This window comes from Pseudomonas sp. SCB32, from assembly GCF_009189165.1.
In the GTDB taxonomy this organism is placed as follows: domain Bacteria; phylum Pseudomonadota; class Gammaproteobacteria; order Pseudomonadales; family Pseudomonadaceae; genus Pseudomonas.
This window is the reverse complement of sequence record NZ_CP045118.1, coordinates 1222150-1239487: the sequence shown is the minus strand read 5'-3', so window position 1 is coordinate 1239487 and position 17338 is coordinate 1222150. Positions and strand designations below refer to the sequence as shown.

The window sequence follows — 17338 nt, the reverse complement described above, 5'->3', positions numbered from 1 at the left end:
AGGGTGGCCTTTGAATGTATTACTGAAGGAAGGAGGTTCCTTTATACGGCCGCAGCGGGTCGCATATAGGAGATCGGCGCGGTCTTGGCGTCCTCGAAGGTCACCACTTCCCAAGCGTCCTTGTCTGCGATGAGGGTACGCAGCAGACGGTTGTTCAGGGCGTGACCGGACTTGTAGCCGATGAACTCGCCGATGAGACTATTACCCAACAGGTACAGGTCTCCGATGGCGTCCAGGATCTTGTGCTTGACGAACTCGTCCTCATAACGAAGACCATCTTCGTTGAGCACACGATACTCGTCGACCACGATGGCGTTCTCCACACTGCCACCGAGCGCCAGGTTCTGCGAACGCAGCATCTCGATGTCGCGCATGAACCCGAAGGTACGAGCGCGGCTGACTTCCTTGACGAAGGAAGTGCTGGAGAAGTCCACAACGGCCTTCTGGGTGCGACCACGGAAAACCGGGTGATCGAAGTCGATCTCGAAGCTCACCTTGAAGCCGTCGAACGGAACGAAGGTGGCACGCTTGTCGCCCTCTTCCACCGTCACTTCGCGCTTGATGCGGATGAACTTCTTCGCCGCTTCCTGCTCTTGCAGGCCAGCGGATTGAATCAGGAATACAAAGGGACCGGCGCTGCCGTCCATGATCGGTACTTCCGATGCGGACAGCTCGACATAGGCGTTGTCGATACCCAGGCCAGCCATGGCCGACAGAAGATGCTCCACGGTATCCACCTTGACGTCACCCTTGATCAGGGTGGTCGACATGGTGGTTTCACCCACGTTCGAAGCTCGAGCGGGGATTTCCACTACCGGGTCGAGATCGGTCCGGCAGAACACGATGCCAGTATCGACGGGAGCCGGCTTCAGGGTCAGGTAAACCTTTTCCCCGGAGTGCAGGCCGACACCGGTCGCCCGGATGATGTTCTTCAAGGTGCGTTGTCTGATCATGGCTTTGGCCGCTTTCGCGCAAGTTGCGAACTGTTTTCAACAATGGGCGGCGATGATAGCAGAACCGCCCTTTGCTGAACACCAATCACATTGATACTCCTGATAAATCGACTCAATCGGCCTGACGACGCAGGAAGGCCGGGATGTCCAGGTAGTCCAGATCGTCCTGCGGATTCAGCTTGGCCGCGGTGGCTGCGCCGCCGTGGGACTGGTTGCGCATGACGGTCGGACGGTCCAGGTCACGGTAGTTCACCGACTGATGCTCGCGCTGTACCGGAGCCTGGGTGCTGACGGCCTGGGTTTGCACGGTGTTGTCGACGACCTTGACCGGCTTCTCCAGGCGAGCACCCAGACCGGTGGCGACCACGGTGACGTGCAGCTCGTCGCGCATGTCCGGATCGATCACGGTGCCCACTTTCACGGTGGCGTGCTCGGAAGCGAACTGCTCGATGATGTTACCCACGTCGGAGTACTCGCCCAGGGACAGGTCCGGACCGGCGGTGATGTTCACCAGGATGCCGCGGGCGCCCTGCAGGTTGACGTCTTCCAGCAGCGGGTTGCGGATCGCGGCTTCGGTAGCCTCGCGAGCACGGTTCGGACCGCTGGCGCAGCCGGTGCCCATCATGGCCATGCCCATCTCGCTCATGACGGTCTTCACGTCGGCGAAGTCGACGTTGATCATGCCCGGGCGCTTGATGATGTCGGAGATACCACGAACGGCACCGGCCAGAACGTCGTCAGCCTTGGCGAAGGCAGCCAGCAGGCTTGCGTCCTTGCCCAGGATGGTCAGCAGTTTTTCGTTCGGGATGGTGATCAGCGAGTCGACGCTTTCAGCCAGCGAGCGGATGCCCTCGTCGGCGATCTGCATGCGCTTGCGACCTTCGAATGGGAACGGGCGGGTGACCACGGCCACGGTGAGGATGCCCATTTCCTTGGCCACTTCGGCAATGATCGGTGCAGCGCCGGTACCGGTACCGCCACCCATGCCGGTGGTGATGAAGACCATGTCGGCGCCTTCCAGCACCTCGGCGATACGCTCGCGGTCTTCGATCGCGGCCTGACGGCCGACTTCCGGGTTGGCGCCAGCGCCCAGGCCCTTGGTCACACCCGGGCCGAGCTGCAGCACGGTGCGCGCGGCGATGTTCTTCAGTGCCTGCGCATCGGTGTTGGCACAAATGAATTCGACGCCATCAACGTTGTTCTTGGCCATGTGGTTCACGGCGTTGCCGCCGCCACCACCTACGCCGATAACCTTGATGACTGCTGTTTGCGGGACGTTATCTACCAGTTCAAACATTTCCCCTCTCCTTCCTTTCTAGTTGTGTCGCCTACGTTTACCGCGGTGGTAAATCAGAAATTGCCCTGGACCCAGCGTTTGAGCCGTTCCAGTACCGGTGCCTTGGGTTCGTCGCTGAAGCTGCTGCTGCCGCTGGACATGGAGATGCCGTCGGACTGCTTTTGCAGCCCGTACATGAGCAGGCCCACACCCGTGGAGTAGATTGGATTGCGCACGACGTCGGTCAGTCCTTTGACGCTGTGAGGTACGCCCAGGCGCACCGGCATGTGAAAGATCTCTTCGGCCAGCTCGACGGCGCCTTCCATCTTGGAAGTGCCACCGGTCAGGACGATCCCCGCAGGAATCAGGTCCTCGTAGCCACTGCGGCGCAGTTCCGCCTGAACCAGAGTGAACAGCTCGTCGTAACGAGGCTCGACCACTTCGGCAAGCGCTTGGCGCGACAGTTCCCGCGGCGGCCGGTCCCCTACGCTGGGCACCTTGATGGTTTCGCCCGCACCGGCCAATTTGGCTAGGGCACAAGCATACCGAATCTTGATCTCTTCGGCATATTGTGTCGGGGTGCGCAGCGCCATGGCGATGTCGTTGGTGACCTGATCGCCGGCGATCGGGATCACCGCGGTATGCCGGATGGCGCCTTCGGTGAAGATGGCGATGTCGGTGGTGCCGCCACCGATGTCCACCAGGCACACGCCCAGTTCCTTCTCGTCCTCGGTCAGCACGGAGTAGGCCGAAGCCAGCTGCTCGAGGATGATGTCGTCCACTTCCAGGCCGCAGCGGCGCACGCACTTCTCGATGTTCTGTGCGGCGTTCACCGCGCAGGTCACCACGTGCACCTTGGCTTCCAGGCGCACGCCGGACATGCCCAGGGGCTCACGTACGCCTTCCTGGTTGTCGATCACGTAGTCCTGGGCCAGGGTGTGCAGCACACGCTGGTCAGCCGGGATGGCCACGGCCTGGGCCGCGTCCAGCACGCGCTCGATGTCCGCGCCGCTGACTTCGCGGTCGCGGATCGCCACGATGCCGTGGGAATTCAGGCTGCGGATATGGTTGCCGGCGATGCCGACGAAGGCCGAGTGGATACGGCAGCCCGCCATTTGCTGGGCCTCATCGATGGCGCGCTGGATCGATTGGACGGTGGACTCGATGTTCACCACCACGCCCTTCTTCAGGCCACGCGACGGATGCGTCCCGATGCCAACGATTTCCAGCTTGCCGTCGGCCGCTACCTCGCCCACCAACGCCACCACCTTGGAGGTGCCGATGTCCAGGCCGACGACCATTTTGCCGCTCTGCACGCTTGCCATGTTTATCGAAGTCTCCTCAACTCAACGCACGGCGGTGGTCTGCGCCACCGTCGTTTCCGGCATCGGGTCGCGCCACGCCACGGCCAGGCCGTTGGGGTAGCGCATGTCGATGCGCGCAATTTTCGAAATCTGATCTTTCAGCGCCTTGTCGTAGATGGTCACGAACCGGCGAATCTGTTCTACCGCGTGATCGCGGCCCAGCATGATCTCCACGCCTTGCGCGGTGCCCAGGGTCCAGGCGCCACGCGAACTCATGTCCAGGCTGGAAATGGTGAAGCCCAGTGGACGGAGCATCTGGCTGAGAATCTGGTACTGCTGCATCACTTGTTGCTGAGCCCGCTGCGGGCCGGACAGGCGCGGCAGGTGCTCGTAGTTGGCCACTTCGCGCGGGGCGAAGGCCTGGCCCTGGTTATTCAGCAGTGCTTCATTGCCCCAGCGGGCGATCGGCAGTTGCTCGTCCAGGCGAATCACAACCTGGTCGGGCCACACGCGACGGACTTCCGCATGGGCGATCCAGGGCATCTGCTCCAGTTCCTGGCGCATGCCGGCCAGGTCGATGGTGAAGAAGCTCGCGGAGACGTAGGAACTGATCCGCTGCTGCACCGCCTGCTGGCTGATGTAGCTCAGGTCACCTTCCACGCTGACCTTGGCGATCGGACGATCGGCATAGGGCAGCGCGTACTGTGCGCCGTAATAGGTGCCGACACCGAGCACACCCAGCACCAGCGGCCACAGCAGTACCTTGAGGAAGCCGAAGCTCGGCTTGGGCATGCGCGCACTCAGCGGCTCCTTGGCCACCAGGCGACTGGCGCCACGGGCCGCCGGCTTGCGTGCGGGTACACGGCCGATACCGGGTTGCTGATGACGAAGCTGCGCGCCGTTCATGACTTACCCCCTTGCCTCGACGCTGTCGGCGAGAATGGCCAGCACCAGTTGCTGGAAATCCAGGCCGGCCGCGCGTGCGGCCATGGGCACCAGGCTGTGGTCGGTCATGCCCGGTGCGGTGTTCACTTCCAGCAGCCAGAAACGCCCTTCGGCGTCCTGCATCACGTCGGCCCGACCCCAGCCCTGGATGCCGAGGGCATCGCAGGCACGTGCGGTCAGGTCCTTCAGTTCATCTTCCTTCGCGGCGTCGAGGCCGCAAGGAATCTGGTATTGGGTATCGCTGGCGAGGTACTTGGCGTCGTAGTCGTAGAAGGTGTGCGGGGTGCCCAGGCGAATGGGCGGCAGCACCTGGCCACGCAGGACGGCGATGGTGAATTCCGGACCGCTGATCCACTGCTCGACCAGCACCTGCGAATCGTACTGGGCAGCGCCCTGCCAGGCGGTGATCAGCTCTTCCACGCTGCCCACCTTGGCCATGCCGATGCTGGAACCTTCATGGGCCGGCTTGACGATCAGCGGGAAGCCCAGTTCCGCAGCGGCGGCACGGCAATCGGCCTCGCTGCTCAGCACGGCATAGTTCGGCGTCGGCAAGCCGAGGCTCAGCCACACGCGCTTGGTGCGCAGCTTGTCCATCGCCAGCGCGGACGCCAGAACGCCGCTACCGGTATAGGGAATGCCAGCGACTTCCAGCAGGCCCTGCATGCTGCCGTCTTCACCGCCACGGCCGTGGAGGATGATGAAGGCGCGGTCGATCTTCTCGCTGATCAGACGCTGAAGCAGGTCGTCGCCCACGTCGATGCCGAAGGCATCCACGCCTGCGGCCTGCAGCGCTTGCAGAACCATGGCGCCGGACTTCAGCGATACTTCGCGCTCGGCACTCTTGCCGCCGTACAGCACGGCGACGCGGCCAAAGGCGCGGGGGTCGAGGGTGGATTTGAGGACGTCACTCATGGCTTCTTCCCCTCGGCGCCAGCATCGGCGGCGCCGAACATCGGATTCTTGATCAGTTGCGGCGCCAGACCGCCGATATCACCGGCGCCCTGGCAGAGCAGGATGTCGCCAGGGCGCAGCAGCGGACCCAGCAGCGAAGCAAGGTCACCGCCGCGCTCCAGATAGATCGGATCGAGCTGGCCGCGCTGGCGAATGCTGTGGCACAGGTGGCGGCTGTCCGCGCCGGGGATCGGCTCTTCGCCGGCCGGGTAGACCTCCATCAGCATCAGCACATTGGCCTCGCCCAGCACCTGCACGAAGTCGTCGTACAGATCGCGGGTGCGGGTGAAACGGTGCGGCTGGTAAACCATCACCAGACGACGCTCCGGCCAGCCGCCGCGCACGGCCTTGATCACCGCCGCGACTTCGCGCGGATGGTGGCCGTAGTCGTCGACCAGCATCACGCTGCCGCCTTCGACCTGCAGGTCGCCGTAGACCTGGAAGCGCCGGCCTACGCCCTGGAAGCCGGACAGCCCCTGGACGATGGCTTCGTCGGAGATGCCTTCATCGGTGGCGATCACGATGGTCGCCAGCGAGTTCAACACGTTGTGCAGGCCAGGCATGTTTACCGAGACATCCAGCGGCTCGCGCTCGGGGCGCAGCACGGTGAAGTAGGTGCGCATGCCTTCCTGGCGGATGTTGATAGCGCGAACGTCGGCGTCCTCGCTCAGGCCGTAGGTCACGGTCGGGCGGGCGACCTGCGGCAGGATCTCGCGTACCACCGGGTCGTCCACGCAGACCACGGCCAGCCCGTAGAACGGCAGGTTGTGCAGGAAGTCGACGAAGGTGCGCTTGAGTTTGTTGAAGTCGCCGCCGTAGGTGCTCATGTGGTCGGCGTCGATGTTAGTGACCACCGAGACCATCGGCTGCAAGTGCAGGAAGCTGGCGTCGCTCTCATCGGCCTCAGCTACCAGATAGCGGCTGGTGCCCAGCTGCGCGTTGGTGCCGGCGGCGTTCAGGCGGCCACCGATGACGAAGGTCGGGTCCAGGCCGCCCGCGGCGAACACCGAGGCGATCAAGCTGGTGGTGGTGGTCTTGCCGTGGGTGCCGGCCACCGCAATGCCGTGGCGGTAGCGCATCAGCTCGGCGAGCATCTCGGCCCGCGGTACCACCGGCACGCGGCGCTCCAGCGCGGCAGCGACTTCCGGGTTGGCCTTGTTCACTGCGCTGGACACCACCAGCACATCGGCGCCGTCGGAGTTTTCCGCACGGTGGCCGATGAAGATCTCGGCGCCGAAATTCTCCAGGCGCTCGGTCACAGGCGAGGCCTTGAGATCGGAGCCGGACACTTCGTAACCGAGGTTGAGCAGTACTTCCGCGATGCCGCACATGCCCACGCCGCCGATCCCGACGAAGTGGATACGACGGATACGCCGCATGGTGCGGGTAACGCCGGTGGGTTCTTTAACCACGGGCCACCTCCAGGCAGGCATCGACTACCGTACGGGTAGCCTCGGGCTTGGCCAGGCTGCGAGCGCGGCCGGCCATGCGGGTCAGGGAATCGGGATGCATCAATACCTCGGACAACTGCGCGGCCAGATCAGCGGCGCTGGTAGATTTCTGTGGCAGCAGGTGGGCGGCGCCCTCCCGCACCAGGAATTCGGCGTTCTTGGTCTGGTGGTCGTCGATCGCGTGGGGCAGCGGCACCAGGAAGGACGGCAGGCCGGCGGCGGTCAGTTCACTGACGGTCAGCGCACCGGCGCGGCAGATCACCAGATCAGCCCAGGCATAGGCGGCCGCCATGTCGGCAATGAACGGAGCGACGTCGGCTTCGACACCGGCGCTGCGATAACGCTCCGCAGTGACCTGGTCGTGCTGACGACCGGCCTGATGGCGAATCGCCGGACGAGCATCGGCGGAAATCTGCGCCAACGCTTCGGGAATCAGCTTGTTCAACGGCTCGGCGCCCAGACTGCCGCCCAGCACCAGCAGGTTGACGCGGCGCCCCGAAAGCGGTGCGCGGGCGCCTGCCTCCAGGAACAGCTCGGCGCGTACCGGGTTGCCGGTGGTCAGGCGCTTGGCGCTGGCGTCGAAGGTGTCCGGGAAGGCCTCGCAGACCCGCTTGGCCAGCGGTGCCAGGCTGCGGTTGGCAGTTCCAGCAACGGCGTTCTGCTCATGGATCACCAGCGGCACACCGGACAGCTTGGCGGCCAGCCCCCCCGGGCCGGTGACGTAACCACCCAGTCCGAGCACGCAGACCGGCTTGAGCTGGCGAACCACGCCAATGGCCTGGAACAGTGACTTGAGCAGATCGAAGGGTGCACGCAGCAGCGACTTCAGGCCCTTGCCACGCAGACCGCTGACGTTGATCAGGTGCAGCGGCAGGCCAGCCTTGGGTACCAGGTCGTTTTCGATACCGCGCGGCGTACCGAGCCAGTGCACGTTGTAGCCGCGCGCCTGGAACTCGCGGGCGCAGGCCAGCGCCGGGAACACGTGTCCGCCAGTGCCGCCAGCCATGATCAGGACGTTACCTTTCATCGGCAAAGTCCTCTTCGCTGAATTCATATTCCTCGCTACCCATCACGGTGCGACGTTCCCATTCGATACGCAGCAGCATTCCCAGCTGGGCACAGCAGATCACCAGCGAGCTGCCGCCATAGCTGAGGAACGGCAGGGTCAGACCTTTGGTCGGCAGCAGGCCGACGTTCACACCCACGTTGATCAGGAACTGGCCGATCCAGAGGAACGCCAGGCCGTAGGCCACGTAGGCGGAGAAGTACTGCTTGGATTGCTCGGCCCAGATGCCGATGTAGAGCGCACGCAGGCTGACGAAGACGAACAGGGCCACGGTGGCCATGGCCCCGACGATGCCCAGTTCCTCGGCAAGCACGGCAAACACGAAGTCGGTGTGCGCCTCGGGCAGGTAGAACTGTTTCTGGATGCTGTTGCCCAGGCCCATGCCCGTCCAGCCGCCACGACCGAAGGCAATCAGCGCCTGGCTGAGCTGGTAGCCGGCGCCGAACTGGTCGGCCCAGGGATCGGTGAAGTTGGTCAGGCGCGCCATCCGGTAGGGCTGGGTCTGGATCAGCAGCACCACTGCGGCGACGGCCAGGGCAACCATCAGGCCGAAGCGGAACAGCCCCACCCCGCCGAGGAACAGCATGGCCGCGGCGGCGCCCATCATTACTACGGTGGCGCCGAAGTCGGGCTCGCGCAGCAGCAGGCCGGCCATCGGCAGCAGCACCACGAAGGGCTTGAAGAAGCCGAGCCAGCTCTCGCGCACCTCTTCCTGGCGGCGCACCAGATAACCGGCCATGAAGATCACCACGAAGACCTTGGCGATCTCCGAGGGCTGGATGTTGAACAGGCCGAAACCAATCCAGCGCATCGAACCGTTCACCTCGCGGCCGATACCGGGGGTCACCACCAGCACCAGCAGCCCAAAGGCGATGGCCAGGAGCTTCCAGCCCAGGCGCTGCCAGGTTTCCATCGGGATCATCATGGTCAGGCCGCAGGCGACGAAGCCGATGGCCAGGTAGATCAGGTGACGGACCGAGAAGTACAGCGGATTGCCGGACTGCGCCGCGGCCACTTCAGAGGACGCCGAGGTGACCATCACCAGTCCCAGGCCGAGCAGCGCCAGGCAACCCGCCAGCAGCGGGAAGTCGATGTCGATACCGTGGCGGCTGATCAGCGGGGACGGATAGGGGCGCAGGAAGGAGAACATCAGGCGAGCTCCTCCACGGCCTTGGCGAACAGTCGGCCGCGCTCTTCGTAGTTCTTGAACATGTCCAGGCTCGCGCAAGCCGGCGACAGCAGCACGGCATCGCCCGACAGCGCCAGATCGGCGGCATGTTCGACGGCCTCGTCGAGGGTGTTCACACGCACCTTGGGCACTGCATTGCCGATGGCCGCGCCGACCAGTTCGGCATCACGACCCAGCAGCACCACCGCGCGGCAATGCTGCGCCACGGGAACACGCAGGTCCTGGAAGTCAGCGCCTTTGCCATCGCCACCGGCAATCAGTACCAGTTTGCCGTCGATATCGGCTCCGAGGCCTTCGATGGCGGCCAGGGCTGCACCAACGTTGGTGGCCTTGGAATCGTCGTAGTAGTTCACGCCGCTGCGCTCGCGCACCCACTGGCAGCGGTGGGCGAGACCGGCGAATTCACGCAGGGTCTGCAGCATGGGCTCGAACGGCAGGCCGATGGCATGGCCGAGCGCCAGCGCAGCCAGGGCGTTGGACTGGTTGTGCGCGCCACGGATCTTCAACTCGCGGGCCGGCATCAGCTTGTCGAACTGGAAGGCCAGCCACTTCTCGCCGTCTTCCTCGATCAGACCGAAGGCCTTGAAGTCCGGCTTGCTGATGCCAAAGGTCCAGCACGGCACGTTGTCGGCGATCAGCGGACGGCTCAGCGCGTCGGCGCGGTTCACCACAACCTGTTTGGCACCGCGGAAGATGCGGTGCTTGGCCAGGTGGTAGTCGGCCATGCCGTCGTAGCGGTCCATGTGGTCTTCGCTGACGTTCAGGCAAGTGGCGACTTCGGCGTTCAGGCGCTCGCAGGTTTCCAGCTGGAAGCTGGACAGTTCCATCACGTACAGCTCGACGTCGTCGGCCAGCAGGTCCAACGCCGGGGTGCCGAGATTGCCACCAACGGCGACACGCTTGCCGGCCGCCTTGGCCATGTCGCCCACCAGGGTGGTGACGGTGCTCTTGGCGTTGGAACCGGTGATGGCCACGATCGGCGCCTTCGCGTGACGCGCGAACAGGTCGACGTCACCGGACATGCGCACGCCACGAGCGGCGGCTTCCACCAGCGCCGGGACGCGCAGCGACAGGCCGGGGCTTACGTAGAGCTCCTGGGCGCGGCAGAGGAAATCGGCGTCGAGGTCGCCGCAGCGCACCTCGACCTGCGGATACTGCTCGCGCAGGGTCGCCAGCTCCGGCGGATTCTCGCGCGTATCGGCGACGGCAAACGACACGCCCTGGCGAGCGAGGTAGCGCACCAGGGACATGCCGCTCTTGCCGAGGCCGACAACGATGCGGAATTGGTCGGAAGCGATCAGGCTCATGCTCGATCAGTCCTCAACGCAGTTTCAACGTGGCCAGGCCGATCAGCACGAGAATCACCGTGATGATCCAGAAACGCACGATCACGCGCGGCTCAGGCCAGCCCTTGAGTTCGAAGTGGTGGTGAATCGGCGCCATGCGGAACACACGCTTGCCGGTCAACTTGAAGGAAGCGACCTGGATCACCACCGACAGGGTCTCCATGACGAACACGCCGCCCATGATGAACAGCACGATTTCCTGTCGGACGATCACGGCGATGGTGCCCAGCGCGGCGCCGAGCGCCAGCGCGCCGACGTCACCCATGAAGACCTGTGCCGGGTAGGTGTTGAACCAGAGAAAGCCCAGGCCCGCGCCGACGATAGCGGCGCAGAAGATGATCAGCTCACCTGCCCCCGGAACGCTGGGGATCAGCAGGTATTCGGCGAATTTGATGTTGCCCGACAGGTAGCAGAAGATGCCCAGCGCCCCGCCGACCATCACGGTGGGCATGATGGCCAGGCCGTCGAGGCCGTCGGTCAGGTTCACCGCGTTGCTGGAGCCGACGATCACGAAGTAGGTCAGCACCACGAAGAAGATGCCCAGCGGGATCTCGACGTTCTTCAGCAGCGGCACGATCAGGGTGGTCTCGATCGGGGTCTCAGCAGTCATATAGAGGAAGACCGCGGCGCCCAGGCCGAACACCGACTGCCAGAAATACTTCCAGCGGCTCGGCAGGCCGCGGGAGTTCTTCTCGATCACCTTGCGGTAGTCATCGACCCAACCCACGGCACCGAACAACAGGGTCACGGCCAGCACGACCCAGACGTAGCGGTTCGACCAGTCAGCCCACAGCAGGGTGCTGATGGCGATGGCGGTAAGGATCAGCGCACCGCCCATGGTCGGGGTGCCTTTCTTCGACAGGTGCGATTGCGGGCCGTCGTTGCGCACAGCCTGGCCGATCTGGCGGATCTGCAGGGTGCGGATCATCCACGGGCCCAGCCACAGCGACAGGACGAGCGCGGTCAACACGCTCAGGATGCCGCGCAGGGTGAGGTACTGGAAGACGCCGAAGCCCTTGTAGAACTGTTGCAGGTACTCGGCGAGCAGCAGCAGCATTTAGTGACTCTCCTCGGAGGAACCGCACAACGCCGCGACGACTTTGTCCATCGCCGCGCTGCGGGAACCCTTGATCAAAATGGTGGTTGTCGAAGCTTCGTCGGCCAGGGCACTGATCAGGCTGGCCTGATCGGCGAAGTGCCGGCCCGCGGAACCGAACGCCTGCACGGCGTGGCTCATCAACGGTCCGACGGCATAGAGCGCGGTGACTTTGCCAAGCGCATAAGTTCCCACTTCACGATGGGAAGACTCTGCCCAGGCCCCCAGCTCGCCCATGTCCCCAAGGACGAGGAGGGTCCGGCCGGAAAAGCCGGCGAGTATATCAATCGCCGCGCAGATTGAAGCCGGGTTGGCGTTGTAGCTGTCGTCGATAACCCGCATGCCGCTCGTCGCCAGTTGGGCTACGGCGCGGCCTTTGACTGGCTGCAGGTTCTGCAGGCCGGAAACGATCCCGACCAGTGGCACGCCGAGGGCATGGGCGGCTGCCGCGGCAGCCAGAGCATTGGTGACGCTGTGCTCACCCAGCAGGTTCAGCTGGATGCGTGCCTCGCCAGCGGGGGCGCGCAGGGTGAAGCCCGGGCAGCCGCGGGCATCGCGCTGCACATCGCTGGCGCGGAAGTCAGCGCGGTCGTCATGCAGACCGAAGCTGGATACGCGACGACCGGCGGCGCGAGCCGTCCAGGTGTCGAACGCCTTGTCGTCGCGATTGAGGATGGCCACGCCGTCGGCGGCCAGACCTTCGAGAATCTCGCCCTTGGCCAGGACGATCTTGTCCTGCCCACCGAACTCGCCTACGTGGGCAGTACCGGCATTGGTGATGATGGCAACGTGGGGGCGGGTCAGCGCAACGGTGTAGGCAATCTCGCCGATACGCGAGGCGCCCAGCTCGATGACCGCGCTCTGCTGCTCGGGCGCCAGCTGCAACAGGGTCAGCGGCGCGCCGAGGTCATTGTTCAGGTTGCCCCGGGTGGCCAGGACGTCCCCCTGGGTACGCAGGATGCTGGCAAGCATTTCCTTCACGGTGGTCTTGCCGCTGGAGCCGGTAACGGCAGCGACACGGCCCGGGAAAGCGTCGCGATTCAGCGCGCCGAGCTGGCCCAGCGCGATGCGGGTGTCTTCCACCACCAGTTGCGGCAGCGGCGCACCGGCGACCTCACGCTCGACCAGGGCAGCTACGGCGCCCTTTGCAGCAACGTCGGTCAGATAGTCATGGCCGTCGAAGCGAGGGCCGGTCAGCGCGATGAACAGCTGGCCCGGCACGATGGCCCGACTATCGGTGCTCACTGCATTGAAGGTAGCGTCGGCGCCAACCACGCGGCCACTGAGTGCGCCGGCGACGTCGTTGAGCGACAGGGGCTTAAGCACGCTTCACCTCCCAGGCAGCCAGCGCCTTGGCGGCTTGATCAAGATCGGAGAACGGATGGCGAACGCCGTCGATCTCCTGATAATCCTCATGCCCCTTGCCAGCCAGCAGCACGACGTCATCCACGCCGGCCGAGGCGATCAGTCGGGCGATGGCATCGCCACGACCGGGGACGAACTCGACAGCCTCGGGCTTGGCGAAGCCGGCACGGATGTCGGCGATGATCGCGTCGCTCTTCTCGGTACGCGGGTTGTCGTCGGTGACCAGTACACGATCGGCGTGTTGCTCAGCGATCTGCGCCATGATCGGGCGCTTGCCGCTGTCACGGTCGCCACCGCAACCGAACAGGCAGAGCAGTCGGCCATGCACATGCGGACGCAAGGCCAGCAGGACTTTCTCCAGCGCATCCGGGGTATGGGCGTAATCCACCACTACCAGCGGCTTCTCACCGCCGCCCAGGCGCTGCATGCGGCCAATCGGGCCCTCCAGCTGCGGCAGCACGGCAAGCACTTCGCCCAGCGGATATTCCAGGCCCAGCAGCGCACCGACCACGGCCAGCAGGTTGCTCAGGTTGAACTTGCCCAGCAGCGAGCTGCGCAGCAGGCCTTCACCCTGCGGGGTGACGATCTGCGCCAGCACACCGGCGTCGCTGAACTTGGCTTCGCGGCAATAGATGTAGGCCGACGGGTCGATCAGGCTGTAACCCATCAGGCGGGATTCGTGCGATTCGCCAGCCAGCTGGCGGCCGAAATCGTCGTCCAGGTTGATCACCCGGCAACGCAGCCCCTGCCAGGAGAACAGCTTGGCCTTGGCCGCACCGTAGGCTTCCATCGAGCCGTGGTAGTCCAGGTGATCGCGGGACAGGTTGGTGAACACCGCCACGTCGAAGCCCAGCGCCGCCACGCGGCCCTGTTCCAGGCCGTGGGACGACACTTCCATGGCCACCGCCCTGGCACCGGCCTGCTTCAGGCGCGCCAGGGTCGCCTGCACGGCGAGCGGGTCGGGGGTGGTATGGCGGCCACTTTCCAGCGCGCCGTAGAAGCCGGTACCGAGGGTGCCGACGATGCCGCAGCGCTCGCCCAGCAGGTCCAGCGCCTGGGCTACCAGCTGGCTGACGCTGGTCTTGCCGTTGGTACCGGTCACGCCGACCAGATCGACGCCACGGCTCGGTTCGCCGTAGAAGCGGCCGGCAATGGCGGACAGCTGCTTGGCCAGCCCCTTGATGGCGATCATCGGCACGTCGCTGGGCGGCAGATCGGCGGCGCCTTCCGCTTCGTAAGCGACGGCGGCGGCGCCCTGGGTCAGGGCGGCAGCGATGTGCGCACGACCATCCTGGCGACCACCGGGCACGGCCAGGAACAGGTCGCCCGGCTTGACGGTGCGGCTGTCCAGGGTCAGTTCACGGATCAGTTCGCTGCTTTCGGCCTGCGGCAGCAGTTGATTGAGGCTCATCGGCATCAGCCACGCCCTCCTTTGGTAGCGGGCGCAGCATCGGCTTGCTGCTGTGGAGTCGCCGGCAGATTATCTGGCGGCACGTTCATCAGGCGCAGCGTGCCGGACATCACCTTGCTGAACACCGGCGCGGACACCAGGCCACCGAAGTAGCCGGCCTTGCTGGGCTCATCGATGACCACCACGGCGACGTAGCGCGGGTTGCTCATTGGCGCGAAGCCGGCGAACAGGGAGCGGTAGGAGTTCTCGGCGTAACCCTTGGTGCCGACCTGGGCTTTACGCGCGGTACCGGACTTACCGGCCACGTGATAACCCGGCACCTGGGCGCGGTACACGCCATTCGGCGCTTCGATCACTTGCTGCAGCATGCCCTGCATGGTCTTGGCGACCGGCTCGGGAATAACCTGGGTCGCATCGGCCGGACGGTCGGCGCGAACCATCGTCAGCGGCACGCTGCGACCATTGTTGGCCAGCGCCGCATAGGCATGGGCCAGCTGGATGGCGGTGACGGACAGGCCATAGCCGTAGGACAGCGTGGCGGTTTCCGCCTTTCGCCATTCCCGGTAGTTCGGCAGGTTGCCGACGCGCTCGCCAGGGAAGCCCAGACCAGTGTCCTGACCGAGGCCGACCTTCTGCATCACGCTGTAAATGGCTTCGCCGCCGATATCGAAGGCGACCTTGCTCATGCCCACGTTACTGGAGCGGATCAGGATGCCGGTCAGATCCAGCACCGGACCTTCGGTACGGGATACGTCGCGAATGGTGTAGCGGCCGATCTGCAGGGTGCCAGGGTAGACCTCGACCTTGTCGGAGGGCTTCCAGCGGCCGGTTTCCAGCGCCGCACTCATGGAGAACGGTTTCATGGTGGAGCCCGGCTCGAATACGTCGATCATGGCGCGGTTGCGCATCATCGCCGGCTGCAGGTTGCGGCGGTTGTTCGGGTTGTAGGTCGGCTGGTTGGCCATGGCCAGCACTTCGCCGGTCTTCACGTCGAGGATCACCAGGCTGCCGGCCTTGGCACCGTTATCCACCAGTGCGTTGCGCAGCTCGCGGTTGGCGAGGTACTGCAGGCGCAGGTCGATGGACAGGGCCAGGGTCTTGCCGGCCTTGGCATTGCGGGTGACCTGCACGTCGCGGATCAGGTGACCACGGCGGTCCTTGAGCACCTGGCGCTTGCCCGGCACACCGGCCAGCCAGCTGTCGAACGCCAGCTCAACGCCTTCCCGGCCACGATCATCCACGTCGGTGAAGCCCACGACCTGGGCGGCGACTTCGCCGGACGGATAGAAACGGCGGAATTCTTCGACCGAATAGACACCCGGAATGCGATGGGTCTTCACCTGGGCCATCACGGCCTCGCCCTGCTCCGGGGTCAGGCCACGGACCAGGTAGATGAACTCCTTGTCGGCGTTCTGATCCAGACGCTCGGTCAGGGCTGCTTGCGGCTGACCCAGCGCTTCGGCCAGGAAGCCCCACTTGTCGCGCTCGAGCACCAGCTCCTTGGGGTTGGCCCAGAGCGTGGCGACCGGCGTACTGACGGCCAGTGGCTCGCCGTTGCGGTCGGTGATCAGGCCACGGTGCGCGGGAATGGAGATATGGCGCACGCTGCGCGCATCGCCCTGCCCCTTGAGGAAGTCATGGTCGATGACGTGCAGATCGACGATACGCCAGGCGATCGCCGCCACCATCGCCATCAGCAGGCCGATGACGACGCGGAAGCGCCAGGGGTAGCGAGCTCCGGGCAGGTGCTTCATGGCGCCACCATGATGACTTCGGTCGGATCGGGCACGCGCATCTTCAGCTGGTCGGTGGCCAAGCCTTCGATGCGGCTATGCGCCGTCCAGGTGCTCTGTTCGAGGATCAGGCGGCCATACTCGGCCTGCGCCTTGTCGCGCACGTTGAGCTCGGTGTACAGCGAGTTGAGCAGCTGACGGTTCCAGTAGGCGCTGTAGGAAACGGAGATCGCCGACAGCAGCACACCGATGAACAGCAGCAACATGAAGAAGCTGCCGGTCGGCAGGCGCTTGGCGAAGAGGCGGCTCATCTCAGCTTCTCCGCAATGCGCATGACTGCGCTGCGCGAGCGCGGATTGGCCTTCAGTTCGGCCTCGGAGGCGTAGACCGGCTTGCCGATCAGCTTCAGGCGCGGCTCGAACGGTTTGACCTGGATCGGCAGGTTGCGCGGCAGGTTGTCCGCCTCGCCTTTCACCTGCTTGCGCATGAACTGTTTGACTATGCGGTCTTCCAGGGAGTGGAAGCTGATCACCACCAGGCGACCACCTACGGCCAGGCCTTCCATTGCAGCCTCGAGGCCACGCTCCAGATCGCCCAGCTCGTTATTGATGAAGATGCGCAGCCCCTGGAAGGCACGGGTGGCCGGATTCTTGCCCTTCTCCCAGGCCGGGTTGGCCTCGGTGATCACAGCAGCCAGGTCGGCAGTGCGCTCGAACGGCTTTTCCGCGCGGCGTTGCACGATGGCGCGCGCCATGCGCTTGGCGAAGCGCTCTTCGCCGTAATCCTTGAACACACGGGCGATCTCGTCCTCGGCGGCAGTGGCGATCCACTGCGCCGCGCTGACGCCCTGATCCGGGTTCATCCGCATGTCCAGCGGACCGTCATTGAGGAAGCTGAAGCCGCGCTCGGGGTCATCCAGCTGCGGCGAGGACACGCCCAGGTCCAGCAGTACGCCGTTCACGCCGCCCTGCAGGCCGCGCGCGGTGAACTCTTCGGCCATCTCGGCGAAGGACCTTTGCACAATGACGAAGCGGCCGTCTTCGGCCGCCAGTGTTTTTCCCGTCGCAATCGCTTGGGGGTCCTTGTCGAACCCGAGCAGTTGACCGCCCGGCCCAAGCTTGCCAAGCAAGGCGCGACTGTGCCCTCCCCTTCCGAAGGTTCCGTCCACATAGCGGCCGTCCGCCACGGGGGCCAGCGCTTCGACGGCCTCCTCGAGTAGAACGGTGATGTGTTGGAAGGTACTGGTCACAGG

Annotated in this window: 15 protein-coding genes; all 15 read right to left on the bottom strand. The window is 64.8% G+C overall.

Annotated features, from left to right (window positions below; genetic code table 11):
• Positions 1–41 precede the first annotated feature (41 nt).
• Entirely contained in the window at positions 42–953 is a 912-nt protein-coding gene (lpxC, locus tag GA645_RS05785; RefSeq protein WP_152220772.1) for a UDP-3-O-acyl-N-acetylglucosamine deacetylase, read from the bottom strand.
• 112 nt (positions 954–1065) lie between these two features.
• Complete coding sequence (ftsZ, locus tag GA645_RS05780; protein ID WP_152220770.1) at positions 1066–2250, bottom strand: cell division protein FtsZ; 1185 nt, start codon at positions 2248–2250, stop codon at positions 1066–1068.
• A 53-nt stretch (positions 2251–2303) separates the two neighbouring features.
• Positions 2304–3554, bottom strand: coding sequence for a cell division protein FtsA (ftsA, locus tag GA645_RS05775; RefSeq protein ID WP_152220768.1), 1251 nt, complete (start codon positions 3552–3554; stop codon positions 2304–2306).
• Positions 3555–3575: 21 nt separating this feature from the next.
• Positions 3576–4439 (bottom strand): cell division protein FtsQ/DivIB, encoded by an 864-nt coding sequence (locus GA645_RS05770; RefSeq protein ID WP_152220766.1) that lies wholly within the window; start codon positions 4437–4439, stop codon positions 3576–3578.
• A gap of 3 nt (positions 4440–4442) precedes the next feature.
• Complete coding sequence (locus GA645_RS05765) at positions 4443–5390, bottom strand: D-alanine--D-alanine ligase (RefSeq protein ID WP_152220764.1); 948 nt, start codon at positions 5388–5390, stop codon at positions 4443–4445.
• Complete coding sequence (murC, locus tag GA645_RS05760) at positions 5387–6841, bottom strand: UDP-N-acetylmuramate--L-alanine ligase (protein WP_152220762.1); 1455 nt, start codon at positions 6839–6841, stop codon at positions 5387–5389. The genes GA645_RS05765 and murC overlap by 4 nt, the downstream gene beginning before the upstream one ends.
• On the bottom strand, positions 6834–7907 hold the full coding sequence (gene murG, locus GA645_RS05755; RefSeq protein WP_152220760.1) for an undecaprenyldiphospho-muramoylpentapeptide beta-N-acetylglucosaminyltransferase: 1074 nt from the start codon (positions 7905–7907) through the stop codon (positions 6834–6836). The genes murC and murG overlap by 8 nt, the downstream gene beginning before the upstream one ends.
• Positions 7897–9096: a putative lipid II flippase FtsW gene (gene ftsW, locus GA645_RS05750; protein ID WP_152220758.1), complete on the bottom strand. Its 1200-nt coding sequence runs from the start codon at positions 9094–9096 to the stop codon at positions 7897–7899. Before ftsW ends, murG begins: the two co-directional genes overlap by 11 nt.
• Positions 9096–10442 carry a UDP-N-acetylmuramoyl-L-alanine--D-glutamate ligase gene (murD, locus tag GA645_RS05745; protein WP_152220756.1) on the bottom strand — a complete coding sequence of 449 codons (1347 nt, stop codon included), beginning with the start codon at positions 10440–10442 and terminating at the stop codon, positions 9096–9098. The genes ftsW and murD overlap by 1 nt, the downstream gene beginning before the upstream one ends.
• 13 nt (positions 10443–10455) lie before the next feature.
• Complete coding sequence (mraY, locus tag GA645_RS05740; RefSeq protein WP_152220754.1) at positions 10456–11538, bottom strand: phospho-N-acetylmuramoyl-pentapeptide-transferase; 1083 nt, start codon at positions 11536–11538, stop codon at positions 10456–10458.
• Positions 11539–12903: a UDP-N-acetylmuramoyl-tripeptide--D-alanyl-D-alanine ligase gene (gene murF / locus GA645_RS05735; RefSeq protein WP_152220752.1), complete on the bottom strand. Its 1365-nt coding sequence runs from the start codon at positions 12901–12903 to the stop codon at positions 11539–11541.
• The gene (locus GA645_RS05730; RefSeq protein WP_152220750.1) at positions 12896–14359 is read right to left on the bottom strand and encodes a UDP-N-acetylmuramoyl-L-alanyl-D-glutamate--2,6-diaminopimelate ligase; all 1464 of its coding nucleotides are present in this window, start codon (positions 14357–14359) and stop codon (positions 12896–12898) included. Before GA645_RS05730 ends, murF begins: the two co-directional genes overlap by 8 nt.
• A complete protein-coding gene (locus GA645_RS05725) occupies positions 14359–16107 on the bottom strand; it encodes a penicillin-binding protein 2 (protein ID WP_152220748.1) in 1749 nt (582 codons plus the stop codon). Before GA645_RS05725 ends, GA645_RS05730 begins: the two co-directional genes overlap by 1 nt.
• On the bottom strand, positions 16104–16397 hold the full coding sequence (gene ftsL, locus GA645_RS05720) for a cell division protein FtsL (RefSeq protein WP_152220746.1): 294 nt from the start codon (positions 16395–16397) through the stop codon (positions 16104–16106). Before ftsL ends, GA645_RS05725 begins: the two co-directional genes overlap by 4 nt.
• Complete coding sequence (gene rsmH / locus GA645_RS05715; RefSeq protein WP_152220744.1) at positions 16394–17335, bottom strand: 16S rRNA (cytosine(1402)-N(4))-methyltransferase RsmH; 942 nt, start codon at positions 17333–17335, stop codon at positions 16394–16396. The genes ftsL and rsmH overlap by 4 nt, the downstream gene beginning before the upstream one ends.
• Positions 17336–17338 lie beyond the last annotated feature (3 nt).